26 protein-coding genes are annotated in these 22,582 nt (G+C 70.7%); 9 read left to right on the top strand and 17 right to left on the bottom strand.

Annotation, left to right across the window (positions count from 1 at the left end; all coding sequences use genetic code 11):
* Positions 1-98: 98 nt before the first annotated feature.
* The gene (locus AB0N78_RS10555; RefSeq protein WP_363389492.1) at positions 99-1,148 is read right to left on the bottom strand and encodes a DUF3048 domain-containing protein; all 1,050 of its coding nucleotides are present in this window, start codon (positions 1,146-1,148) and stop codon (positions 99-101) included.
* A gap of 107 nt (positions 1,149-1,255) precedes the next feature.
* Here AB0N78_RS10555 and menE point away from each other — a divergent pair, with 107 nt between their 5' ends.
* Both menE and AB0N78_RS10565 read left to right on the top strand, forming a co-directional pair.
* Positions 1,256-2,422 (top strand): o-succinylbenzoate--CoA ligase, encoded by a 1,167-nt coding sequence (menE, locus tag AB0N78_RS10560; RefSeq protein ID WP_363389495.1) that lies wholly within the window; start codon positions 1,256-1,258, stop codon positions 2,420-2,422.
* A gap of 12 nt (positions 2,423-2,434) precedes the next feature.
* Positions 2,435-3,304 carry a 1,4-dihydroxy-2-naphthoate polyprenyltransferase gene (locus tag AB0N78_RS10565; protein WP_363389497.1) on the top strand — a complete coding sequence of 290 codons (870 nt, stop codon included), beginning with the start codon at positions 2,435-2,437 and terminating at the stop codon, positions 3,302-3,304.
* Here AB0N78_RS10565 and AB0N78_RS10570 read toward each other — a convergent pair.
* Positions 3,268-3,573, bottom strand: coding sequence for a DUF4229 domain-containing protein (locus AB0N78_RS10570; RefSeq protein WP_363389500.1), 306 nt, complete (start codon positions 3,571-3,573; stop codon positions 3,268-3,270). The two genes, AB0N78_RS10565 and AB0N78_RS10570, sit on opposite strands and share 37 nt — an antisense overlap.
* A 40-nt stretch (positions 3,574-3,613) precedes the next feature.
* Here AB0N78_RS10570 and AB0N78_RS10575 point away from each other — a divergent pair, with 40 nt between their 5' ends.
* Entirely contained in the window at positions 3,614-3,988 is a 375-nt protein-coding gene (locus AB0N78_RS10575; protein ID WP_363389503.1) for a PLD nuclease N-terminal domain-containing protein, read from the top strand.
* On the opposite strand, the gene ccsB is transcribed toward AB0N78_RS10575, so the two are convergent.
* Genes ccsB through AB0N78_RS10605 form a run of 6 tightly spaced genes read right to left on the bottom strand, consistent with a single transcriptional unit; the run spans position 3,973 to position 9,270 of the window.
* Positions 3,973-5,022 carry a c-type cytochrome biogenesis protein CcsB gene (gene ccsB / locus AB0N78_RS10580; protein ID WP_363389506.1) on the bottom strand — a complete coding sequence of 350 codons (1,050 nt, stop codon included), beginning with the start codon at positions 5,020-5,022 and terminating at the stop codon, positions 3,973-3,975. The two genes, AB0N78_RS10575 and ccsB, sit on opposite strands and share 16 nt — an antisense overlap.
* 22 nt (positions 5,023-5,044) lie before the next feature.
* Positions 5,045-6,709 carry a cytochrome c biogenesis protein ResB gene (locus AB0N78_RS10585; RefSeq protein WP_363389509.1) on the bottom strand — a complete coding sequence of 555 codons (1,665 nt, stop codon included), beginning with the start codon at positions 6,707-6,709 and terminating at the stop codon, positions 5,045-5,047.
* A 1-nt stretch (position 6,710) separates the two neighbouring features.
* The gene (locus tag AB0N78_RS10590; RefSeq protein WP_363389511.1) at positions 6,711-7,535 is read right to left on the bottom strand and encodes a cytochrome c biogenesis protein CcdA; all 825 of its coding nucleotides are present in this window, start codon (positions 7,533-7,535) and stop codon (positions 6,711-6,713) included.
* Positions 7,532-8,125 carry a TlpA disulfide reductase family protein gene (locus AB0N78_RS10595; RefSeq protein ID WP_363389514.1) on the bottom strand — a complete coding sequence of 198 codons (594 nt, stop codon included), beginning with the start codon at positions 8,123-8,125 and terminating at the stop codon, positions 7,532-7,534. Before AB0N78_RS10595 ends, AB0N78_RS10590 begins: the two co-directional genes overlap by 4 nt.
* On the bottom strand, positions 8,122-8,763 hold the full coding sequence (locus AB0N78_RS10600; protein ID WP_363389517.1) for a histidine phosphatase family protein: 642 nt from the start codon (positions 8,761-8,763) through the stop codon (positions 8,122-8,124). The genes AB0N78_RS10595 and AB0N78_RS10600 overlap by 4 nt, the downstream gene beginning before the upstream one ends.
* Before the next feature lie 36 nt (positions 8,764-8,799).
* Positions 8,800-9,270: a MarR family transcriptional regulator gene (locus tag AB0N78_RS10605; protein ID WP_363389520.1), complete on the bottom strand. Its 471-nt coding sequence runs from the start codon at positions 9,268-9,270 to the stop codon at positions 8,800-8,802.
* A 99-nt stretch (positions 9,271-9,369) separates the two neighbouring features.
* Here AB0N78_RS10605 and AB0N78_RS10610 point away from each other — a divergent pair, with 99 nt between their 5' ends.
* On the top strand, positions 9,370-9,915 hold the full coding sequence (locus tag AB0N78_RS10610; RefSeq protein WP_363389523.1) for a YceI family protein: 546 nt from the start codon (positions 9,370-9,372) through the stop codon (positions 9,913-9,915).
* Between the two features lie 121 nt (positions 9,916-10,036).
* Here AB0N78_RS10610 and AB0N78_RS10615 read toward each other — a convergent pair whose 3' ends face one another.
* Positions 10,037-10,669, bottom strand: a complete 633-nt coding sequence (locus tag AB0N78_RS10615; RefSeq protein WP_363389525.1) for a redox-sensing transcriptional repressor Rex — start codon at positions 10,667-10,669, stop codon at positions 10,037-10,039.
* 9 nt (positions 10,670-10,678) lie between these two features.
* Positions 10,679-10,951: a glutaredoxin family protein gene (locus tag AB0N78_RS10620; RefSeq protein WP_363389528.1), complete on the bottom strand. Its 273-nt coding sequence runs from the start codon at positions 10,949-10,951 to the stop codon at positions 10,679-10,681.
* Between the two features lie 35 nt (positions 10,952-10,986).
* Here AB0N78_RS10620 and AB0N78_RS10625 point away from each other — a divergent pair, with 35 nt between their 5' ends.
* Together AB0N78_RS10625 and AB0N78_RS10630 are read left to right on the top strand one after the other, a co-directional pair.
* On the top strand, positions 10,987-11,868 hold the full coding sequence (locus AB0N78_RS10625; RefSeq protein ID WP_363389530.1) for an HAD-IB family hydrolase: 882 nt from the start codon (positions 10,987-10,989) through the stop codon (positions 11,866-11,868).
* A 17-nt stretch (positions 11,869-11,885) separates the two neighbouring features.
* Complete coding sequence (locus AB0N78_RS10630) at positions 11,886-12,461, top strand: GNAT family N-acetyltransferase (RefSeq protein ID WP_363389533.1); 576 nt, start codon at positions 11,886-11,888, stop codon at positions 12,459-12,461.
* A 160-nt stretch (positions 12,462-12,621) separates the two neighbouring features.
* Here the strand turns inward: AB0N78_RS10630 and AB0N78_RS10635 are convergent, their stop codons facing one another.
* The 7 genes from AB0N78_RS10635 to AB0N78_RS10665 form a co-directional block, all read right to left on the bottom strand.
* Positions 12,622-13,650, bottom strand: coding sequence for a LacI family DNA-binding transcriptional regulator (locus AB0N78_RS10635; protein ID WP_363389536.1), 1,029 nt, complete (start codon positions 13,648-13,650; stop codon positions 12,622-12,624).
* Positions 13,651-13,691: 41 nt separating this feature from the next.
* Complete coding sequence (locus AB0N78_RS10640; RefSeq protein WP_363389539.1) at positions 13,692-14,609, bottom strand: carbohydrate ABC transporter permease; 918 nt, start codon at positions 14,607-14,609, stop codon at positions 13,692-13,694.
* Positions 14,599-15,555 (bottom strand): sugar ABC transporter permease, encoded by a 957-nt coding sequence (locus AB0N78_RS10645; protein WP_363389542.1) that lies wholly within the window; start codon positions 15,553-15,555, stop codon positions 14,599-14,601. The genes AB0N78_RS10640 and AB0N78_RS10645 overlap by 11 nt, the downstream gene beginning before the upstream one ends.
* A gap of 10 nt (positions 15,556-15,565) precedes the next feature.
* The gene (locus AB0N78_RS10650) at positions 15,566-16,891 is read right to left on the bottom strand and encodes an extracellular solute-binding protein (protein ID WP_363389545.1); all 1,326 of its coding nucleotides are present in this window, start codon (positions 16,889-16,891) and stop codon (positions 15,566-15,568) included.
* 228 nt (positions 16,892-17,119) lie between these two features.
* Complete coding sequence (locus AB0N78_RS10655) at positions 17,120-17,218, bottom strand: AURKAIP1/COX24 domain-containing protein (RefSeq protein ID WP_003792170.1); 99 nt, start codon at positions 17,216-17,218, stop codon at positions 17,120-17,122.
* 203 nt (positions 17,219-17,421) lie between these two features.
* Positions 17,422-17,670 carry a helix-turn-helix domain-containing protein gene (locus tag AB0N78_RS10660; RefSeq protein WP_363389548.1) on the bottom strand — a complete coding sequence of 83 codons (249 nt, stop codon included), beginning with the start codon at positions 17,668-17,670 and terminating at the stop codon, positions 17,422-17,424.
* A gap of 105 nt (positions 17,671-17,775) precedes the next feature.
* Positions 17,776-18,957 (bottom strand): acetoin utilization protein AcuC, encoded by a 1,182-nt coding sequence (locus AB0N78_RS10665; protein ID WP_363389551.1) that lies wholly within the window; start codon positions 18,955-18,957, stop codon positions 17,776-17,778.
* A gap of 111 nt (positions 18,958-19,068) precedes the next feature.
* On the opposite strand from AB0N78_RS10665, the gene AB0N78_RS10670 reads away from it, so the two are divergent.
* The 3 genes from AB0N78_RS10670 to AB0N78_RS10680 all read left to right on the top strand — a co-directional run bounded on the left by AB0N78_RS10670 (position 19,069) and on the right by AB0N78_RS10680 (position 22,488).
* Entirely contained in the window at positions 19,069-20,448 is a 1,380-nt protein-coding gene (locus tag AB0N78_RS10670) for a potassium transporter TrkG (protein ID WP_363389553.1), read from the top strand.
* A 220-nt stretch (positions 20,449-20,668) separates the two neighbouring features.
* Positions 20,669-21,352: a TrkA family potassium uptake protein gene (locus AB0N78_RS10675; protein ID WP_363389904.1), complete on the top strand. Its 684-nt coding sequence runs from the start codon at positions 20,669-20,671 to the stop codon at positions 21,350-21,352.
* Positions 21,349-22,488, top strand: coding sequence for an ROK family transcriptional regulator (locus tag AB0N78_RS10680; protein ID WP_363389556.1), 1,140 nt, complete (start codon positions 21,349-21,351; stop codon positions 22,486-22,488). The genes AB0N78_RS10675 and AB0N78_RS10680 overlap by 4 nt, the downstream gene beginning before the upstream one ends.
* Positions 22,489-22,582: the final 94 nt, after the last annotated feature.

The raw sequence follows: 22,582 nt of genomic DNA on the forward strand, positions 1-22,582 counted from the left end.
CGGCGGCCCGGGGCGCGCAGGGGAACGAGCGATGAACCCGGGGTCGCATGGCGGGCGATCGGTGGACCCGGGTCGCTCGTGGGTGAAGTGGCCGCGGATCAGGAGATCGTCATCGTCCCGGTCTCGGCGGGCACCAGCTCCACCCAGGTGTTCCCCGGGGCCAGCTGCGCCTCGGTGCCGTCGGGCAGCAGCAGGCGCAGCGGTGCGGTCTCGGAGTCCTTCTGCCAGGTGACGTCGACGGTCTTCCCGCCGGTGGCCAGCGTCCCGGTGCCGGTACCGACCAGCGTGTAGGTCGGCACCGGGGCGCCACCCTGCGCGGCGAATCCGGTGTTCGGATGCGCGGCGACGATCGCCACCACGTTGTCCGCGTGCACCTGGGTGTTGTCCGCGGCATCCATCGCCTCGGAGCTGCCCTCCCAGCGCTGCCAGACCTCACCGTTCCACACCCAGGACGGCTTCGACTGCCCGGACAGGTCAAAGTCCATCCGGGTGGCCGGCGCACCGATCTGCGTCGCGGTGGCAGCCTCGGCGGTCCGGGCGACGGCGAACTGACGCTCCGGACTGCTCTGGTGCTCTGGGTCTGCCTGAGACCACAGCGCGGTCGGGGTGGCGTAGACGTTGTGCGGGGCGGAGCGGCCCTTCTTGCGGTACATCCCGTCGATGCCCGCGTCGTGGCTGAGCGCCTGCACCGGGGAGGCCTCGACCATCTGCAGGATGCCGGCCTGCCCGCCGGAGAACGCCAGCAGCCCGTTCAGCGGCGAGGTGATCGCGGTGTCCATCGGTCGCACGGAGCGGATCGGGCCGATCTCCTCCGGAACCTGCGAGTGGTAGACCGCCACCAGTCGGGAGACCTCGAACTCGACGATGGTCTCCCAGACCACATCCGCCTGGTTCAGCCCGCTCTGCGGCCGGGCGACGGCGGTGTTCTCGATCTTCACCGCGAGCGCCGCACGGTCCTCGATGGTCCCCTGCTCACCGGTCAGCGGCCAGACCGCCGGAAGGTCGGGGTCGGGCACCGCACCCTTATTCGGCTCGATGGTCGCCGGGGCGGTGCTGACCGCGGGGTCGGGGCTGCCGGTGGCGCAGGCCGCGAGCAGCAGAGCCACACAGGTGCCCAGGACGACTCCGGCGCTGCGACGGGGACGCATGGTTTTCGACATCGGAAGCCTTCAGGTTGGTCCGCGAGGGCGCTGACTGCGCACGCCCTCACCGGTGGGAGCGCCGACCACTGTACGGGCGGATCTACCCTGATCCGGTGAGCCGCCCCGTCCGAGTCGTCCCCTCTGCCCCGGTATCGGCGCTCAGTCACGCGCTGCGGGCGGCACTGGACGGTGACGGGCCAGCGGTGCTGCCGGTGGCTGTCGACGGAGACCGGCCCGGGGCGACTGATCAGATCGAGCCCGGCTCGGATGTCCCGGACGAGGTCGCGCTGCTGGTCCGCACCTCTGGCTCCACCGGTGCACCCCGGGACGTGCTGCTATCCGCGGATGCCCTGCGCGCCTCGGCGGCGGCCACCCATCGCCGCCTCTCTGGGGCCGGGCACTGGCTGCTGGCCCTGCCCACCGCGCACATCGCCGGACTGCAAGTCGTCCTCCGCTCGGTGGCCGCCGGCACCGAGCCGGTGCAGCTGTCCGGGCCGTTCCGCGCCGAGAGCTTCCGGGCCGCCGCTGCCCGGGTGCCGGATGACGGTCCGCGCTATGTGTCCCTGGTGCCGACCCAACTGCTCCGCGTGCTGGCCGACGCTGCCGCCACCGAGTCCCTGGCCGGATTCGACGCCGTGTTGCTCGGTGGTGCCGCGGCGCCGGGGTCGCTGGTCGAGGACGCTCGGGCGCGGGGCATCCGGATCGTCACCACCTACGGCATGTCCGAGACCTGCGGCGGCTGCGTCTACGACGGGGTGCCCCTGGACGGTGTCCGGATCGAGCTGGTCGACGACGGGAGGATCGCTCTGTCCGGGCCCATGCTGGCCACCGGCTACCGCGACCGCCCGGAGCTGACCGCCGACACCTTCCGCACCCGTACCGATGGCACGCGCTGGTTGCACACCAGTGACCTGGGCTCCTGGGTGGACGATCGGTTGGTCGTGCTTGGCCGGGCCGATGACGTGCTCATCACCGGCGGGGAGAAGGTGCCGCCCGCCGCGGTGGAGCGGGTGATCGCTGCCCTGCCGGGGATCGCTGAGGTCTGCGTGGTCGGGGTGCCCGATCCGCAGTGGGGGCAGGCGGTCACTGCGGCACTGGTGCTGCATCCGGGCGCGATGGAACCCGACCTCGCCGCGGTCCGTTCCACCGTCGCTGCCGCGCTCGGCCCGGCAGCCGCCCCCCGACACCAACTCGTGCTGGATGCGCTTCCGTTGCGCGGACCGGGCAAGATCGACCGCCGGGGGGTGGCCGCACTGGCCGCCGACCGCCTCACCGCCTGAATCAGGAGTCTCATGGCCACGCTGTCCGAGTGGATCGCCGGTGCACGTCCGCGCACCCTGCCCGCCGCCGCTGCACCCGTGCTGGTCGGCACCGGGGCCGCGGCCCAGGTCGACGCCGCGCACCCGGGACGGGCCCTGCTGGCCGCGGGGGTCGCCCTGGCGTTGCAGGTCGGGGTGAACTACGCGAACGACTACTCCGACGGCATTCGGGGCACCGATACCGAGCGGGTCGGCCCGATGCGACTGACCGCGTCGGCCGCCGCCAGCCCGCGCGCGGTCAAGGGTGCCGCGTTCGCGAGCTTCGGGGTGGCCGGACTGTTCGGGCTCGGGTTGGTCGCGCTGAGCGGGCAGTGGTGGCTGCTGGCGATCGGCGTGCTGTGCGTGCTGGCGGCGTGGTTCTACACCGGCGGTAAGAAGCCCTACGGCTACCTCGGACTGGGCGAGGTCGGGGTGTTCGTGTTCTTCGGGCTGGTCGCCGTGCTCGGCACCACGTACACCCAGGCGGACCGGGTCACCTGGCCCGCCGTTGTCGGTGCGGTCGCGGTGGGGCTGATCGCCTGCGCCCTGCTGATGGTGAACAACCTGCGCGATGTGCCCACTGACTCGCTGGTGGGCAAACGAACGCTGGCGGTCCGGCTCGGTGAGCGTCGGGCCCGTCGGGCCTATGTGCTGATGGTGACCGTGCCGGTGCTGCTGGGTCTGGTCTGCGCCGTCGCGAACCCGTGGGCGTTGATCGTCATGCTGCTGGCACTGCCCGCGGTGTTGCTGTCCTCCACCGTGCTGCTCGGCGCGAAGGGCCGGGCGCTGATCCCGGTGTTGGCCGGGACCGGGATGTTCGAGCTGGGTTACGGCGTGCTGTTGGGGCTCGGGCTCGCGCTCTGATCCAGCCCGTCGGCGGCGGCGTCCTCGACGTCCGCGTCCTCCTGCGCCCGACGGGAGAGCTTCGGTCGGTCGCCGCGCTTCTGTGAGCGTGCCTGCATCCACAGTGCGGCGGAGTCCCGTGGACCCTTGAGAAGCAGGTAGGACAGCAGCCCCGCCAGGATCGCGCCCAGGATCACCGCGAACAGCCAGCCCATCCCGGCGAAGGCCAGGGCGACGGTGCAGACCGCGAACAGGGCCAACCGGAGCAGGGAGTAGATCACCACAGGCACTCACCCAGCGTAACCGCGCCCGACGTCTACGCTGGGGCGTATGGCCCGCGTCCTGTTGTTCCTGCTGATCATCGCGCTCGCCGTCTACGCGGCGGTGGACGTGACCAACAGCGAGGAGCACGACCGTCGCGGGCTGCCCGCCGGGCTGTGGCTGGTGATCGTGGTGGTCTTCCCGGTCATCGGGCCGATCCTGTGGTTCATGGTCAGCCGCTCGCAGCGCGCGGCCCGGGCTGGTGGCCCGTCATCCGGTGGCGGTGCGGGCCGACCGTCAGCCGGTCCGACCCGACCGCAGCGCGGCCCGGTGGCCCCGGATGACGACCCGGACTTCCTGTGGCGGTTGGAGCAGGAGCAACGCCGCCGCAAGCGGGAGCAGGAGGGCGGCTCAGCTCCGAGCGGGGATCAGAGCCCCGAGTAAGAGTGCTTCCCGGTGACGAACAGGTTCACCACGGTGAAGTTGGCCAGCACCACCGCGTAGCCGACAAAGACGAAGTACGCCGCCCGGCGACCGGCCCAGCCGCGGGTGGTGCGTGCGTGCAGGTATGCGGCGTAGACCACCCAGGCGATGAAGGTGCCGACCTCCTTGGGGTCCCAGCCCCAGTACCGGCCCCAAGCCTGCTCGGCCCAGATCGCGCCGCCGATCAGGGTCAGGGTCCACAGCACGAAGCCGATGGCGTTCAGCCGGAAGGACAGCGCCTCCAACTGCCGGGCGGAGGGCACGGTGCGCAACCACGCCCAGGCCGGCCCGGTGACCCGCCAGCGCGCCAGACCCTTGTTGCCGGCCACATGCGAGCGGTCGTTCTCCCGACCGTCCTGGAGGAGCTGGAGCACCGACGTGGCGAAGGCGACGGTGAAGACGCCGGTCGCCGCGATGGCGACGCCGACGTGGATCACCAGCCAGTAGTTCTGCAGGGCGGGCTGCACCTCATCGGCCTGGACGTAGAAGGCGTTCAGGCCGAGCACCAGCGCGAGCACCGCGATGCCCATCACCAGCACCCCGACAAAGGGGATGGTCCGACGGCGCTGCACCAGCACCAGGACGACGGCGGCCACAAAGGTGCCGACCAGCGTGAACTCGTACATGTTGGCGGTGGGCCAGCGTCCGGCGGCGATCCCGCGCAACACGATGCCGACGCCGAGCAGCAGCAGACCCAGCCAGGAGGTACTGCGGGCGATGCCGTTGGCGGCGCGCGAGGGCCCGATGACGTCGACCGGATCGGGGCCGGGGTCCTCGGTGGGATCGTCCTCGACCGGCAGTATCAGTCCCCCGCTGGCGCCGACGGCGGCCTTCTCCGCCTTGGCCTCCGTGATCTTGCGGGCCCGCTCCCGGCGGTGTTCGGCGGTCGCCGCATCGGCCACCCGGGCCAGTGCCACGGAGTACGCGATCAGCGCGATGGTGAACGCGGTCGCCGCACCCCAAACCAGCAGGGTGCTGATATCGCCGATTGCCATGTTCTGCCGTCCTCGTCCGGGCTCAGCCCGCGCGTCGTTCGCTGGGGTCGCGACCGAGGAGTCGGTCCATCGCCCGGTCCAGCTCCGCCTGCAACCCCACGTCGTCGCCGCGCGCCAGAGCCGCGGCGGTGACCACTGTACGGCCAACCACAGGACCTTCGTCCTGGGAATCGGTGGGGTCTGCGTCACGGAAGCGGAGCCAGATCCGCCGTCGAGGGACGAACAACGAGGCGGCCAGTCCAGCGAAGGCCAGCAGCGCGAAAGTCAGCACCCAGCCCAGCGACGGGTCGTGCCGCAGATCCAGTGCCACGAACCGGGGCAGCGACTCGAAGCTGATCGTGCCGAGCCCCTCCGGCAGGTCCACAGTCTCACCCGGACGCAGGTACAGAGTGAGGGGGGTGCCGTCGTCCTCGGTGATCTGGGTCAGCCCGGTCTCGTCCAGTTGGTAGACGTTCTGCGGGATGCCGTCGTCCAACCCCAGGTCACCGGTCCAGACCGCGAGCGCCAGCAGCGGATCGTTCGGCTGCGGGTCGATGGAACGGTAGAGGTCCGCGCCGATGTTCTCCGCGGTGGGTAGCAGCACACCCTGGAGGCCGATCTGCGGCCCGGAGGTGACGTCAGGGACCTTGATCACGCCCTGCGAGGTGTACACCGTGTCCTGCGGGAGGAAGGGCACCGCGCCGGAGAAGGTCACCTCCCCGTCGGCGTTCCGGACGGTGACTTGGGGGGCGTAGCCATTGCCCTGGAGGTAGATCTTGGCGCCGCCGGTCTCCAGCGGGTGATTCACCTTGATCGTCTCCGCGGTGGGCTGCCCGTCGGGTTCGGTGAGGGTCACATCGGCGGTGAAGTCGCGGGATTGCAGGGTGTCCGGATCGAATCGGCTCTCGAAGGAGTCCAGACGCAGGCTGAACGGTGACAGCGAGGACGCCCGGAACGCGGTGCCGGACTCGAAGGTGTCGTAGTCGCTCTGGGTGTTCGCGAACGCCCGGCCCTCGACGATGATCGCCTGCCCGCGGTAGTGCAGCATCTGCCCGGCGGCGATGGACACCAGCAGGCCGACCAGCGCCAGGTGGAACACCAGGTTGCCGGTCTCGCGCAGATACCCGCGCTCGGCGGCGACACTCCACACGCCCGTGCCCTCGTCCCGGATGTCGACCCGGAACCGTCGTCCGGCGCTCAGCACCCCGGCGGCCCGGCGCGCGGCCTGCTCGGGGCTGGCGTCCAGCGTGCCGTCGGCCTTGGCGGGGAACCGGTCGAAGCGTCGCGGTGCCCTCGGCGGACGGCCGCGCATCGCACGCCAATGCTGCCTGGAGCGCGGCAGGATGCAGCCCACCAGGGAGATGAACAGCAGCAGGTAGATCGCGGAGAACCAGACCGACGAGTACACGTCGAAGAACTGCAACCGGTCCAGGAGCGGCCCGAGTGTGGGGTGGTCGGCCAGATAGGTGGCGACCTTGTCGGCGTCCTGGGCGCGCTGTGGCCACACCGTGCCGGGCACCGCCGCCACTGCCAGCAGCATGAGGAGCAGCAGCGCCACCCGCATGCTGGTCAGCTGCCGCCACATCCAGCGCAGCCAACCGACGACGCCCAGGCTGGGCAGCACCGGCGCTGTCGGCCCCGTGGGGGTCGACCCGGAGTCGGCGAAGGCGTCCTCCAGGCCCTCCGGGCGGTAGCTCTGCTGGGTCATGTCACACCGCCGGGATGAAGGGCTGGGAGTCGGTCAGGATGCCCTGCAACCAGGACGCGAGGTGGCCCCACAGGCCGGTGACCATCGCCAGGCCGAGTGCGATCAGCAGTCCGCCGCCAACCCGCATCACCGCGAGCCGGTGCCGCCCGAGCCAGTCGAGCACCCGTCGACTGCGCTGCACCCCGAAGGACACCAGCACGAAGGGCACCCCGAGCCCCACGCAGAACGCCAGGGCGAGCAGCGCGCCACGACCGGCGGAGCCGCCGTCCAGGGACATCGCGAGGATCGCAGCCAGGGTGGGTCCGATGCAGGGGGTCCAGCCGATGCCGAAGGTCACGCCGAGCACCGGGGCACCCCAGAGCCCGGCGCGGGGGGCGATCAGTCGTCGCCGGTCCTGCTGCCAGAACGGGAGCAGGCCGCAGAACGCCAGGCCCATCACGAGGGTGATCACGCCCAGCACCCGGGTCACCGGGTCCTGCCATTGCAGGAGCAATCGGCCGAGCGAGCCCGCCAGCGACCCGTAGGCCAGAAACACCGCGGTGAATCCGGCGACGAACAGCAGCACACCGAGCACCAGTCGTCCGCGGGCCGGGGCAGGGGCGGCCGTCTGGGTGCCGAGCCGTCCGGGTTGAGCGGGCAAGGCTCCGGTCGGGGCGACCGCCGCCGACATCCCGCCCAGGTAACCCAGGTACCCGGGCACCAGCGGCAGCACACAGGGTGAGGCGAAGGAGACCAGTCCAGCGAGCACCGCCACCGGCACGGCGACCAGCAGCGACCCGGTGGCGGCGGTCTGCGCGAAGCTGTCGCCGACGGAGGCCGGGATCACGCCGGGTCCTCGGCCAGGGCCTCCTCGACCAGTGCGCGCAGGGTGGAGCCCTCGGCCATCCCCACGATCCGGGCGAAGACCTTGCCCTCGCGATCGAGGACGACGGTGGTGGGGGTGGCCTGGATCGGCACGACGCCCTGCAAGGAGGCCACCGCAGCCTTGTCCCGGTCGTCGATGCTCGGGTAGGGCACGTCGAAGGTGCGCTGGAAGGACTCGGCGGCACCCGCGTCGTCCACCCCGTTGATTCCGAGCACATGCAGGCCTTGGTCGGCGTACTCGTTCGCGATGTCCACCAGGTCCGGGGCTTCCTCCCGGCAGGGCGGGCAGGCGGCGTACCAGGTGTTGAGGATCACCACGTCGCCGAGCCAGTCCGCGGTGTCCTGGGTGGTGCCGGCATAGTCGGTGCCCGCGACCTCGACCGGTCCCTGGCGCTCGTCCACCGACCAGGAGGTGAAGGAGCCGTCCTGGGACTGGTAGCCCGCGTCGGTGGTCGACTCCCCGGAGGTGGTGCCACCGGAGCAGGCGGTGAGGGCGAGGAGTCCGGCGGCGAGTGCGCTGGCGACAGCCCGGCGGCTGATCCGGGGGGTCATGCGCCGGCCACCGCCGAGGCACCGGGCAGCAGGTCGGCGGCGGGCTCGGAGTACCCGATGCCGACCAGCCGGTCGTCCTCGTAGGTGATGCTGGTCAGGGAGGCGAGCGAGCACTGGCGACGACGCGGGTCGTGCCACAGCCGCCGGTTCTCCAACGCCAGGCGGGTGATCCACACCGGCAGCTGGTGGCTGACCAGGACGGCCTCGTGCCCGCGCGCCTCGTCCCGGGCCTGCTCGACGACGGCGACCATCCGGGCGACCTGTTCGGTGTAGGGCTCACCCCAGGAGGGCCGGAACGGGTTGATCAGCTTCGGCCAGTGCCGGGGATGACGCAGCGAGCCGTCGCCGACCCCAAAGGTCATGCCCTCAAAGTGGTTCGCTGCCTCGATCAGGCGCTCGTCGGTGCGGATCTCCAACCCGAGGGCGCTGGCGATCGGCGCGGCGGTCTCCTGCGCGCGTTGCAGCGGTGAGGCGTAGAGCACCGTGATCCCGCCCTTGGCGGCCAGGTGGTCGGCCACCATCTGCGCCATCGCCACACCGCGCTCGGAGAGGTGGTAGCCGGGCAGGCGGCCGTAGAGCAGACCCTCCGGGTTGTGCACTTCTCCGTGCCGCATCAGATGGACGGTGGTGGTGACCATGGCGTCAGTCTCGCAAACCGTTCTGGGTGCTCGCGCCTACTCGTCCGCCGCGGACTCGTTCAGCGCGGCTCCGACGGCGGCCATCGCCTCGCCCAGCGCGCGCATCTGCTCGGTCGTCAGCGCGTCGACCAGGTAGGTGCGCACGGAGGTCACATGCGAGGGTGCGGCCGCCACCAGGCGCTGGTGACCGGCGGGGGTCATCGTGCAGTTCACCCCGCGGGCGTCCTGTGCGCAGGGGGTGCGTTCGACCAGTCCGGCGTTCTCCATCCGGCGGATCGTGTGGGTCAGGCGGCTGCGCGAGTGAGCCAGCTCACCGGCCAGCTCGGACATCCGCAGCGTGCGCTCGGGCGCCTCGGACAGCCGCACCAGCACCTCGTACTCGCCCAGCGACAGGCCGGTGTCCCGCTCCAGCTCGTGCCCGAGGACGTCCAGCAGACGCGCGGTGCCGTCGCGATAAGCGCGCCACCAGCCCTGCTCGTCGTCACTGAGCCACTTCACGTCGGTCACCGGACCATCCTCTCGCACGTCCTCTTGCATCCTCGCGTCCACTGTAGTAGAAATCTCAACTATCAGCGATTGACGCTTCAACTAACGAGGATGGACATCATGACCGCTCTGCCCACCGGCCTGGTCGCCGGCACCTGGAACATCGACCCGTCGCACACCGAGGCCTCCTTCACCGTGCGCCACGCCGGCATCTCCAAGGTGCGGGGCACCGTCGCCGTGACCGGTGGCGCGATCACCGTCGGCGAGGACCTCGAGGTCTCCGCCGTCACCGCCACCCTGGACCCGTCCACCATCACCACCGGTGACGCGGGCCGCGACGGCCACCTCAAGAGCGGCGACTTCTTCGATGTGGAGAAGTTCGGCGAGTGGACCTTCACCTCCACCGCGGTCAAGGCGGACGGCGAGGACTACATCGTCACCGGCGACCTGACCATCCACGGCGTGACCAAGTCCGTCGACCTGGCCGTCGAGTTCGGCGGTGCCGCCACCGACCCGTTCGGCAACCAGCGCGCCGGCTTCTCCGCCACCCTGCCGATCTCCCGCAAGGACTTCGACCTGACCTGGAACGCGGCCCTCGAGACCGGCGGCGTGCTGGTCTCCGACAAGGTGAACATCGCGCTCGAGGTCTCCGCCATCAAGGGCTGACCCTTCCCGGGAGTGGGTGCTGGCGAGCCCAGCCGCCGCCGGCACCCACCCCGCACGGACCCGCGAGGGCCCGGCCACGCACATCCCCTGCCGTGGCCGGGCCCTCGCGCTGTCCCAGGCGTCAGCTCTCGGCGCTGAGCCGCCGCGCGTGGAAGGCCACGATCTGCAACTCCGAGCCCAGATCCACCTCGCGCACCTCGACGTCATCGGGCACCCGGACCGTGCGCGGGGCGAAGTTCAAAATGCCGGACACACCGGCAGCGACCAGGCGGTCCGCGGTCTGCTGCGCGGCCGACGCGGGCGTGGCCAGGATCGCGATGGTGGCCTGCCCGTCGGCGACGACCTTCTCCAGCTCCGTCGCATGCCGCACCACGTGACCGGCGACGGTGGTGCCCACCACAGCCGGGTCGGTGTCGACCAACCCGACCAGCTCGAAGCTACGGTCGGCGAACCCGGAGTAGGTGGCCAGCGCGTGCCCGAGGTTACCGATGCCGACGATGACCAGTCGGCGCTCCTCGGTCATCCCGAGCACCTGGGCGATCTGACGGCGCAGACTGTCGACCTCGTACCCCACGCCTCGACGCCCACCGGCACCCAGGTAGGACAGGTCCTTGCGCAGTTGGGCCGGGGACGCTCCCACCAGGTCGGCGAGCTGGTCGGAGGACACCGTGTGTGCCCCCTCCGACGCGAGACCGCCGAGCGAGCGCAGGTATCCCGGCAGTCGGGCGACAGTGGTCGACGGCAGCGGGCGCACGGTCCCAGGTTAGGGCTTCGACGACCGTTGCAGGGCTGCGACGAGCAGATCTGTGTCGATCTGCCAGTACCCGGCCCGCCGACCGTCCACCTCCAGCACCGGCAGCAGCTCCCCGTAGGCCGATCCCGCCGGTCGACCGTCACCGGTCAGGGCATCGGGCAGGTCGACGTCGACCTCGTGCCAGTCGTCACCGCAGACCTCCCGGAGCACGGCACGGGCGGACTCGCACAGGTGGCACCCCTGACGGGTGAAGAGCGTGACGCGACTGTCGGCGGTGGGCACAGGACGAGCCTAGGCCGCATGGCTACAGTGGCCGGGTGCCCGAGCCCACCGAGCCCCGACCCGTCGATGCCACGACGGCCAAGGGGCGAGCATCCGGGCAGGTCGCGGCAGATCTGGCTGCACAGCACGGACCAGACGCCCGGGTCGCGGCGTTCTTTGACGTCGACAACACGATCATCCGGGGCGCGAGCGCGTTCCACCTGGGGGTCGGTCTCTACCGGCGCGGGTTCTTCAAGACCAGCGACATCGTGCGGTTCGCGCTGCACCAGATGCGCTACCTCGCCTTCGGTGAGAACAAGGCGCAGATCGCTGAGGTGCGCGACCGGGCGCTGAGCATCATGCGCGGACGTTCGGTGGCCGAGGTACTCACCATCGCCGAGGACATCTACGACGAGGTGCTCGCCCTGCGGATCTTCCCGGGCACCCAGCGATTGTTGGACCAGCACCTGAGCGCCGGACACCAGGTCTGGCTGGTCACCGCCACCCCGGTCGAGATCGGCGACCTGATCGCCCGTCGGCTGGGGGCCACCGGCGCGCTGGGGACCGTCGCCGAGCACACCGACGGGTTCTACACCGGACGGCTGGTCGGCGACATGATGCACGGCCAGGCCAAGGCTGAGGGCGTCCGGACGCTCGCCGAGCGCGAGGGACTGGATCTGAGCCAGTCCTTCGCCTACGGCGACTCGGCGAATGACGTGCCCGTGCTGTCCGAGGTCGGATTCCCCTGCGCGATCAACCCGGACGCCCGGCTGCGACGGCACGCGGCAGAGGTCGGCTGGCCGATGCGCGAGTTCCGCAACCGTCGGGCCCGGACCCGACGCGGGGTGGACGCGGCGACCGCAGCGGGCTCGATCTGGGCACTGGCGCTGATCGCGCGGACCCTGCGCCGGACCATCCGCAGCCGGTGGGGACGATGACGGACAGGGGTGGTCCAGTGCCGGTCCAGGCCGACTCCCCGGCGACCGGGTCCACGCAGACGATCCGACCGGGCCAGCTGGTCATCCGGCCAGCGCTGACCGCTGAGGCGCACGCGGTGGCAGAGCTCGCGGCCGCCACCTTCCCGCTGGCGTGCCCGCCGGACATGCCGAACGCCGACCAGCAGACCTTCATCGCCGGACATCTCACCGCGGCGCACTTCGCCGAGCATCTGCGCACCCCGGGGCATCTGGTCCTGGTCGCGGAGCACGAGGGGGCGCTGATCGGCTACACACTGACCCTGATCGGCGAGCCGCTGGATCAGGATCTGGGTGCGGTGCCGGGCACCGCCTACCTGTCCAAGTGCTACCTGATACCCGCCGCTCAGGGCACCGGGGTCGCCGGCCGACTGATGACCGCCACCCTGGACGCCGCCCGCGCGAGCGGTGCGCCCGCGGTCGTGCTCGGGGTGAACGGCCAAAATGCGCGCGCCCAGGCGTTCTACCGGCGGCACGGGTTCGAGGTCGCCGGTGAGCGCACCTTCACCGTCGGTGCCCGCACCGAGCGCGACCTGGTCCTGACCCGGACACTCTGACCCCGCGCCCGGTCCGCCTCGCACCGCGCCGAGTTCGGTGGTGCGGTCGCGAGGTCGTCTGCGCCGCAACCGAACTCGGCTCGGATCCACCGAACTCGGCGGTCCGGTGCGGTCCGGCGGTGCGGCTGGGGGCGGGTGGGTCAGGGTGGGTCGGGGTGGGTCAGGCACTAGTGGACTGGCGCGGAACCAGGGCGAAGTCCGTCACCACCTGGCGTGGACCGTCGGGGGCGCTGCCCTCGATCCGTTCCAGCAGGTACCGCACCGCGGTCCGGGCGATCTGCTCCAGACCTGGTGCGACCGAGGTGAGCGTCGGCGCGGAGTAGGACGCCTCCTCGATGTCGTCGAACCCGATCACCAGCACGTCCTCCGGCACCGAGCGGCCACGCAGGCGCAGGGCGTGCATCGCACCGAGGGCCACCGCGTCGTTCAGACCGAAGACGGCATCGAACTCCACCCCGTCGTCCAACAGCCGAGTCATCGCCGCGTCCCCGGTGGAGCGGTGCCAGGCCCCGGCCTCCGCGACCAGACGCTCGTCCACGGGCAGCCCAGCGGCGGTCAGCGCCTCGCGGTAGCCCTGCATGCGCAGCGCCGCAGTGCCGACCTTCTCCCCCGGGTGCGCGCCGATCACCGCAATCCGACGTCGGCCGAGGGACAGCAGGTGCTCGGTGGCGGCGCGGGCGGCAGCGACGTTGTCCATGGTGACGTGGTCGGTGGGCCCGCCGAACACCCGCTCACCGAGCAGCACCATCGGGAAGTCCACATCGAACAGGTCGACGTCCTCCTGCCCGAGCGCCAGCGGGGAGAAGATCAGCCCGTCGGTCAGGTGCCGCACCCGCGAGCCCAGCGCCTCGATCTCCCGCCCGCGATTCGCGTTGGTCTGCTCGATCAGCACCAGGGTGCCGGACTCCTCCGCCACCCGGATGATCGCCTCCGCCAACTCCGCGAAGTACGGCAGCCCCAGCTCGGGCAGGGCCAGACCGATCATGCCGGTCCGACCCTGCCGCAGGCTCCGGGCGGTGATGTTCACCCGGTAGCCGAGCTGGTCGATGGCCTGTTCCACCCGCTGTTTGGTGGCCGGGCGGATGTGCGGGTAGCCGTTGATCACATTGGAGACCGTCTTCACGGACACCTGGGCCAGCTGCGCGACGTCGTGCATCGTCGCACCGCTCGACCGTCGGGCTGCGCTCACTGTGGCCTCCTCGCTCTGCCCCCCGTGGTTCTAGCACATGGTCATCGTCCGCCGAGTCCGGTCGTCGCCACGGCCTTGACGATCTGCCGCTGGAACAGCATGAACAGGATGATCAGCGGAGCGGCGGCAATCATCGCGGAAGCCATCGTCTGGGCGTAGATCGTGCCGTAGGCGTTCTTCACCGTGGACAGTCCGACCGGCAGGGTCATCAGGTCCGGGTTGTTGGTGACGATGAACGGCCACAGGAAGTTGTTCCACGCCCCGATGAACACGAAGATCCCCACCGCGGAGACGATCGGTCGGGAGATCGGCAGCACGATGGACCAGAACGTCCGCCAGTGCCCGGCACCGTCCACCCGGGCGGCGTCCTCCAGCTCCTGCGGGATCTCGGAGAAGAATTTGGCGAAGATGTAGACCATGACCGGTGCCACCAGCTGGGGCAGGATCACGCCTTGGTAGGTGTCGACGGCGCCGATGGCCTGCATCTGGCGGAACAGCGGCACGATCAGGATCTGTCCGGGGATGGCGATCAGCGCGATGGTCCCGGCGAACAGCAGCCGTCGACCGCGGAACCGGGTGCGGGAGAAGCCGTACCCGGCCAACGCGCACAGCACCACGGTCAGGATGGTCACCGCCCCGGCGATCAGCAGGGTGTTGCCCATCCAGCGCATCACCTCGCCGCGGGAGAACACGGCGGTGTAGTTCTCCAGCGTGAACCCGCCGTCCGGGATCCACTGCAGCGGCACCGACTGGGCCTGCGCCTCGGTCTTGAAGCTGGTGCTGATCGCCCAGAGCATCGGTAGCAGCCAGCTGACCGCGAGCACGACCAGGATCACCACGGCCAGCACAGTCGCGACCGTGGACCGGCCGAGCACCAGCGCCCGGGTCCGACGGTTGTCATCGCGGCGTTCGGTCCACGCACTGCGCAGCCGGCTCACGTTCACGGTCTCAACGGCCACGGTTGGCCTCCCGACGACGGGTGGTGAACAGCTGGAACACCACGGTGACGACGATGATCAGCGCGAAGAAGATGTACGACATCGCCGAGGCGTAGCCCATCCGGTAGCCGGTGAAGCCGGTGTCGTAGATGTATTGCAGGATCGGCCGGGTCACGCCGCCCGGGCCGGAGCCGCCGTTGAAGGCGATGAACATCTGGTCGAAGACCTTGAGGGACGCGAGCACCTGGAGCACCGTGATCAGGACCGTGGTGCCCTTGAGCTGCGGCAGGGTGATCGAGAACAGTCGTCGCCAGGACCCGGCCCCGTCCAGTGCGGCGGCCTCGTACATCTGGTCGGGGATCGCCTGCAATGCGGACAGGTACAGCAGGAAGTTGAAGCCCACTGTCCACCACAGGGTCAGCAGCACCATCGACCACATCGCGACATTGGTGTCGGTCAGCCAGCCGACCTTGTCCAGCCCGAACCGGTCCAGCCAGTAGTTGAGGAACCCGATCTCCGGCTGGAACAGCCAGACCCAGATCTGCACGACGACGGCGACGGGCAGCATGTACGGGGCGAAGAACGCCAGCCGCCACAACCACTGACCCGGCAGCCCGGTGTAGACGAGCAATGCCATCGCCAACGCGACCGCCACCAGCGGGATCGTGCTCAACACGGTGAAAGCGACGGTGTGACCGAGGGTCGACCACATGGTGGCGTCGCCCAGCGCCTCGGCGTAGTTGTCCAGGCCGACCCAGCCGCCGTTACCCATCAGCGACTGCTCGGTGAAGCTCATGCCCAGCCCGTAGAGCGTGGGCACGATCAGGAACAGCGTGGCGACGATCAGGAACGGCAGCACGAAGGGCCAGCCACGCCCCTCGCGTCCGCGACGGTTCTTGGCCGGTCGCGACTCAGTGAGGGCGACGGTCGCCGCACCGGTCCGGGTGGGATTGATCTGCGTGGTCATCACGGTCTCCTCACGCCGGCGGCTTGGTCTGGAGGGCGGAGTTCAGCCGGTCGATCAGGCCGTCCACCGCGGACTCGGGCGATCCCTTGTCCAGCCACGCGGTCTGGAGCACCTCGCCGACCCGGGCCTGGAAGTCCGATCCGGAGCCGGTGAACCAGGCCTGCGGGTCGAAGATGGCGTTCTCGCTGGCGGAGGCGTAGTGCGCCTGCGGTAGCTCCGCGCGGTACTCGGCGGACTCGGTCACCGTGCGGTTGGCCGGGATATGCCCGCCCTGGCTCCACAGCAGCGACTTCTTCAGCATCGCGGCCACGGTGCGGTAGGCCGCCTCGCGGCGTTCGGGGTCGACGTTCACCTGGTGCGGCAGCACGAAGCAGTGCGAGTCGCCGTAGGTGCCCGGGGTGCCGAAGAGGGTCGGCATCGGCATCGCGTCGATGTCCGCCCCGGCATTCACGAAGGTGGGCAGCTCCCAGTTGCCGTTGAAGCACATCCCCACCCGGCCGGTGCTGAACGACGCCACGGCGGCGTTGTAGTCGCTGTTGGCGATGGCGACGGTGTCGTCCAGCATCGACTGCACGTAGGCGGTGACCTCGATCAGCGCGTCCCGGTCGACCTGCGCACGTTCACCCGGCACCAGGGCGATCTCCGCGCCGGTCTGGCCGTACAGCCCCCAGAGCATGCGGGACATCTGGGCACCGTCGCCGGTGTAGCCGTAGCCGATCCCGGCGTATCCGGTGACCTCGGCCATGGCTCGACCGGCGTCCAGGAACCCCTGCGGGGAGTCGACGCCGACCAGTCCGTCCGGCCCGAGGATGCCCGCCTGGTCCGCGAGCGTCCGGTCGTAGAACAGCAGGAAGGCGTGGAAGTCCAGCGGCACCGCCCACAGCTGCCCGTCGATCACCGCGCGGTCCCAGAGCGCCGGCGGGAAGTTCTCCTGGCTGACGCCGTGCCTGGCCAGCTCGTCCAAGTCCCACGGGTCGAGCACGCCGCCCGGCACCCAGCCGGCCACCCGGGTCAGGTGCATCACCGCCAGATCCGGCGACCGTCCACCCACCGAGGCCATGATCAGCTTCGTGTAATACGGGGCACCCCAGGTGAGCACCACCGGGTCGATGGCCAGCGCGGGGTCCTCGTTCTGCACCTCGGAGAGCATCTGTTGGAAGATGCCGCCGTCACCGCCGGTGAACAGGTGCCACATCTGGATCCGGGTCGCCCCCGCGGCCGCGGCGGTGCCGCCACATCCGCTGAGTGCCCACGAGCCGGCCAGAGCACCGGCTCCGAGCATCGCGCCGCGGATCAGTGCCCGCCTGCTGATGCCCTGACTGTTCGGTGAGATCACCGTTGACCTCCTCACACCCGGGCTGGCGCCACGAAGCGCCTGGCTCTTCAACGTTGAAGAGCCGCCGGGTGCGAGTGAAGCAGTGGGGCGATTTGCCGTCAAGAGGGACGAAAGGTTCGACTACATCGTTGTAGAACGGTGACCGTCGTCACACACGCGAAGGCGCCCGCGCCGACCGGGGTCGACGGGGCGCCTCTCGCTACCGAAGCCGTCCGAGGACGGCCGCGATCACTTCTTGTTGCGACGCTGGTGACGCGTCTTGCGCAGCAGCTTGCGGTGCTTCTTCTTCGCCATGCGCTTGCGGCGCTTCTTGATGACGGAGCCCATGGGTCCTCACTCGCTTCCGGTGGCGAGCGCGTCAGGCGTCCGCCGGTTGTGGTCGTTCGTCGCGCAGCGTGTCCCCTCCGACCAGCACACGGGGGCTCTCACCCCCGGTCACCGGGCCGGGCAGGACACCCACGCACGGGAAAGTCCGCCCCTACCTTAGTCGATCCGCCGCGATGACCGCGCCAGGATCGGCGTGAACGGTCTCAGGAGGACATCCGGCGCGGACCCGCCGCACCGCTGCCACCCTCGTCCTCGGCCAGATCCACGTCAAAGTGCGCCGTCGCCAGGTACTGGTCCAGCGCATCCTGCGGAACCCGGAACGAGCGCCCCACCCGCACCGCCGGCATCTCACCGGAGTGCAGCAGGCGGTAGACGGTCATCTTCGACACCCGCATCGCCTCGGCGACCTCGGCCACAGTGAGGAACCGGACGCGCCGGGACTGCTCGCTCATGCTGGCCGCTCTTTCGTCGTCGCACGTCGGGTGCGGTGGATGGTCCGGCGCAACTGTAGTGGGTGGTGAGGTCCCTGTGAAAGGTGAGACGCGTGTGATGCGCAATCAATCCAGAAGCGGGTCGATCCCCACCGCGGGAAACGCCGCCCGACGGGTCGCCATAATCGCCCGATCCACTCCGTCATCCGGGTCGAATCCCGCTGCCCAGGGCCGCCAGCGCAGATCCGCGCCATCCGTCATCGACCCCGGCGCCTCCCGGCCGTAGAGCGCCACCACCTGATCCAGCCACCCCCGCGGCACCCGGGCGCTCGGCTCCACCGGACGGTGCGTCGCCTCGGCCAACAGATGGGTCCACGCCCGCGGCACGACGTCCACCACGGCGTAGCCCCCGCCACCCAGCGCCAGCCACCGGCCCCCCGCGACCTCATGGGCCAGCTCGTGCAGCCAGTGCGAGACCAGCCGCTCCGCGTCGATGCTGACGTCCAGATTCGCGATCGGATCCTCGACATGGGCGTCGCAGCCATGCTGGGTGACCAGGAACTCCGGCTGGAAGGCCCGCAGCACCTCCGGCACCACGGCGTCCACCGCCCGCAACCAGCCCGCATCGCCGGTGTGCGCGGGCAGTGCCAGATTCACCGCACCGCCCACCGCCTCCGGCCCCCCGATGTCCACCGGATCACCGGTGCCCGGGAACAGTGTGTGACCGCTCTCGTGCACCGAGACGGTCAACACCCGCGGGTCGTCCCAGAACGCCGCCTGCACCCCGTCCCCGTGATGGGCGTCGATGTCCACATAGGCCACCCGCCGCGCCCCGGCGTCGAGCAGTCCACGGATCGCCACCGCCGCGTCGTTGTACACGCAGAAGCCGCTGGCCGCGCCGTACATCGCGTGATGCATCCCGCCGGTGAGGTTCACCGCGTGCGCGACCTCCCCACGCCAGACCGCCAGCGCCGCATCCCGACTACCGGCCACCACCCGAGCAGCGGCCTCGTGCATGCCGGGGAACACCGGGTCGTCCTCGGTGCCGATCCCCCACGCCGGGTCGACCGCTCCCCCGTCGGAGGCCCGCCGCACCGCCGCCACATAGTCCGGATCGTGTGCGGTCAATAGCACCTCATCCGGGGCGGGCTGCGCGCCGACCACCTCCACATCGGGATGGTCGAGCAGGCCGAGCGACCGGGCCAGCCGGATCGTGAGGTCCAACCGGAGCGGTGACATGGGGTGCCCGGGGCCGAAGTCGTAATCCAGCAGCTCGGGGGTCCACACCACGCGCACCCGCTGCGACATGCCCACACCGTAGCCGTGCCCTGGCCCACCCCGCGCGCACCCACGTGGGAGAGTGGGCTCCGCTCGGCGGCAACCGCCCCGGGCTGACGACGGGCAGCGAGCGGAGGGCTGATGGCACGGGGTCTGCCCGGTGTGCTGTGGACCGGTCGCGAACTGGTCGACCGCCTGGCCCGTCAGTCACCGGCCCGGCTGGCCATCGGCGTGTTCGCCGCGGTGATCGCGCTGATCACCGGACTGCTGTCCATGCCCTGGGCCACCGCGTCCGGCCAGCGAGCACCCTTTGTCGACGCGCTGTTCACCGCCACGTCCTCGGTCTGCGTCACCGGGCTGGTCACAGTCGACACCGGCACCTACTGGTCCACCGCCGGGCATGCGGTGATCCTGATCGGGATCAAGATCGGCGGTCTGGGGGTGATGACCCTGGCCTCGATCCTCGGGTTGGCGGTCTCCCGACGGATCGGCCTGACCCAGCGGCTGCTCGTGACCTCCGAGACCAAGACCACCCGGCTGGGCGAGGTCGGCTCCCTGCTGCGGACCGTCATCGTGACCTCCACTCTGCTGGAGGTGATGATCGCGCTGATCCTGGTGCCCCGGCTGCGGATTGTCGGCGATTCCTGGGGCGAGGCGGTCTGGCATGGGTTCTTCTACGCCGTCTCCGCGTTCAACAACGCCGGGTTCGTGCCCACCGCCGAGGGGCTGCTGCCATTCTCCGGCGACTGGTGGATGCTGCTGCCGATCATCATCGGGGTGTTCATCGGCTCGCTCGGCTTCCCGGTGATCCTCAATGTCGCCAAGCACCTGCGCCGTCCGCGCCGGTGGAGCCTGCACGCCAAGCTCACCATCACCACCAGCATCGGCCTGGTGCTGTTCGGCACCGTCATGGTCGCCGCCTTCGAGTGGACCAACCCCGGCACCCTGCGCGGGATGGACTGGAACGAGACCCTGCTCGCCTCACTGTTCGCCGGGGTGATGCCGCGCTCGGGCGGGTTCGCCACCGTCGACATCACGCAGATGCATGAGAGCACCTGGTTGCTGAACGACGCGCTGATGTTCGTCGGCGGCGGGTCGGCATCCACCGCGGGTGGGATCAAGGTGACGACGCTGGCGGTGATGCTGCTGGCGATCCGCGCCGAGGCCCGCGGTGACAAGGACGTCGAGGCCCACGGTCGGCGCATCCCGCGCGAGGCGTTGCAGGTGGCCATCGCGGTGTCCCTGGTGTCCGCGACCATCGTGTTGACCGCCTCGCTGCTGCTGCTCGCGATCGTCCCGAACGAGACGCTGGATGTGGTGCTGTTCGAGGTGATCTCGGCCTTCGCCACCTGCGGACTGTCCACCGGGCTGACCCCGACCCTGCCTGACGCGGGCAAATACGTGCTCACCGTTCTGATGTTCATCGGCCGGACCGGCACGATGACGCTGGCCGCCGCGCTCGCGCTGCGCAGTCGTCGTCGGGTCATCCGGCTGCCGGAGGAAAGGCCGATCATTGGATGACACCACGCGGGGCGGGATGCCCCCGATCGCGGACCCGCGCCAGCCCCGGTCGGGCGACGGGGGCGGTCCTGGCCGTGAGCCACGCGACGCCCGCGGACCGTTCGGGGGCCGCGGGCCCTTCGGTGAGCGCTCCGAGTCGCCTCACACCGAGTCCGGCCCGCTCGGCGGTCATGGCCCCGCGGAGGAGGAGGCCGCGCACCAGCGCACCTTCGGCCGTCCGCTGGACCGGCAGGAGCGCAAGCGCAAGGAGTCTCGGCGTGACTCCGGTGTGCTGGTGATCGGCCTGGGCCGGTTCGGCAGCGCCATCGCCGCGACCCTCGACCGCCTCGGACAGGATGTGCTGGCGGTCGAGCGCGACCCCGAGCTCGTGGCGCAGTGGTCCGGACGCATTCCGCTGGTCGAGGCGGATGCCGCCAACCCGGAGGCGCTGGAACAGCTCGGCGCACGGGACTTCTCAGTGGCGGTGGTCGGGGTCGGGTCGTACCTGGAGGCGTCGGTGCTGATCACCGGGAACCTGGTCGACATCGGCACCCCGCAGATCTGGTCCAAGGCGATCAGCGCCGAACACGCCCGCATCCTGCAACGGATCGGCGCCCACCACGTGGTGCTGCCCGAGGCCGACGCGGGCTCGCGGGTCGCGCACCTGGTGTCCGGGAAGATGCTCGACTACATCGAGGTCGAGGACGGGTTCACCGTGGTCAAGATGCGCCCGCCGCGCGAGACGCAGGGCTTCACCATCGCCCAGTCCCGGATCCGTGAGCGCTACGGCGTCACCGTGATCGGCGTGAAGAGCCCCGGGATCGACTTCGTGTACGCCACCCCGGAGACGCGGATCTCTGCGAATGACCTGCTGGTGGTCTCCGGGCACGCGGACCTGCTGGAGAGGTTCGCGGCCCGGCCGTGAGCGCACCTGCCCCGCGCAGTCGGGTGTCCGTGCTGACCGCCCTCCGGCACGCCGGTGAGCTGACCCAGGTGGAGATCGCCGCGACCACCGGGCTGACCGCGGGCACCGTGTCCACCGTGGTCGCCGGACTGCTCGACGACGGGCTGGTCCGGGTGCGGGATGTGGTGCGCACCGGTCGACGGGCCCGCGCGGTGACCCTGATCGGGCCCGGCGGGCCACTGGTCGGCATCCACTGCTACCTGGACGAGGCTCGGGTGCTGCTGGACCCCGGGGATGGCCGCGCGGTGATCGAGGCGCAGGCACCCCTGCCGGACGGTCGCCATGCTGAGCGCGCCGTCACCGCCGCCCGGGACCTGCTCGCCGGGCTGCTCGACGCCGCGGGCGTGACACCGGAGGATCTGCTCACCGTCGCCGTCGGGGTGCCAGCACCGGTGGAGGTCCGCACTGGCCGGGTCGGTGGGGCCGGTGTGCGCGACGGCTGGGGTGAGGTGGTTGCGCAGCCCGATCTGATTGCACCCGGGACGGTGATCTTCGACAACGAGGGCAACCTGTCGGCGCTGGCGGAGGCGCGCCTCGGTGCCGGGCGCGGACGGGGCACCGTCGTGCAGGTGTCGCTGTCCCAGGGAGTCTCCGGCGGCATCGTCCACGACGGGGAACTGGTGCACGGCCGCACCGGCACAGCCGGGGAACTCGGGCATCTGACCATCGACCCGCTCGGACCGGTGTGCTCCTGCGGCAACCGCGGCTGCCTCCAGGTCTACGCCGGATCGGATGCGGTCACCGGACTGCTCACCGCCAGCCACGGTCCGCTGAGTATCGATGAGGTGCTGGACCGGGCGGTGCTCGGCGACCCGGGCTGCCGCCGGGTGCTCTCCGATGTGGGACGGCACCTCGGCACCGCGATGGCCTCGGTTTGCGCGGTGCTCGACCCGGATGTGCTGGTGGTCGGCGGCACCCTGTCCCGGGCAGGCGACCTGCTGCTCGATCCCCTGCGCGAAGTGTTGGCCGAGCGCACCGCCGTCACCTCCGGCGCGGTCGTGGACGTGGTCGCGGGCGAGCTGGGACCTGCCGCCCCCGCGCGCGGTGCCCTGCTGCTCGCCCGGGACTGGGCACTGGCAGACCTGCTCGCCCGCTGAGCCCGCTGCGGCGGTCGCGCAACCCTGCGGCTCTCGCCCCCCAGCTGTCCGGCCCGTATCCGAGCGAACCCAGCCCGCGCCTGCACGCCGATGG

The sequence above is a fragment of the Cellulomonas sp. NPDC089187 genome (assembly GCF_040685135.1).
Classification (GTDB): Bacteria; Actinomycetota; Actinomycetes; order Actinomycetales; family Cellulomonadaceae; genus Cellulomonas.